Origin of the sequence: Virgibacillus sp. M23 (genome assembly GCF_034190895.1) — a bacterium.
Lineage (GTDB): Bacteria > Bacillota > Bacilli > Bacillales > Amphibacillaceae > Virgibacillus > Virgibacillus salarius.
The window spans coordinates 1-435 of the sequence record NZ_JAWDHA010000279.1 but is presented as its reverse complement, the minus strand read 5'-3'; the positions used below and the strand labels follow the sequence as shown (position 1 = coordinate 435).

Here is a 435-nt window from a genome sequence, read left to right as displayed (position 1 = left end):
GAGTTCTCGTCTTGATATAGTTGTATCACAAAAACAGAAGGGTACGTCTAAGCTAAAATGCCCGAACGCTCAATCGTTTTTCGGCGGCCACCGTTTGCTTTTAACGTCAGCCTTTTACCTAAATTCCCATCAAGCGATCTTTTAATATCGGACAACGTCTTCGCCATTGCATCCACCTCACTACATTTATTGTACAACACGAGCCCATTTTTGTCAAATAAAATTTAAATTATATCAACGTTAATAAGACGTTGTCAATAAAATTATTTTGACAAAATTCTATGATTCCTCAATTATGTTCCGCAAGTTTCGGTAAATTATGTATCATTATGCAAAATAAAAAAACCGCATAGATCTACTATGCAGGTTTTCAACTGTTATTTGGACTTATAAGGCATACCAATTCTCAGTACTCCTCTTGTTTCAATACCTCCA

The 435-nt window shown here is 35.6% G+C and carries 1 pseudogene; it reads right to left on the bottom strand.

What is annotated here, in order from left to right:
* Positions 1–50 precede the first annotated feature (50 nt).
* A pseudogene (locus tag RVS70_RS22550) lies at positions 51–167 on the bottom strand (Veg family protein); the annotation flags it as partial.
* Between the last annotated feature and the right edge of the window lie 268 nt (positions 168–435).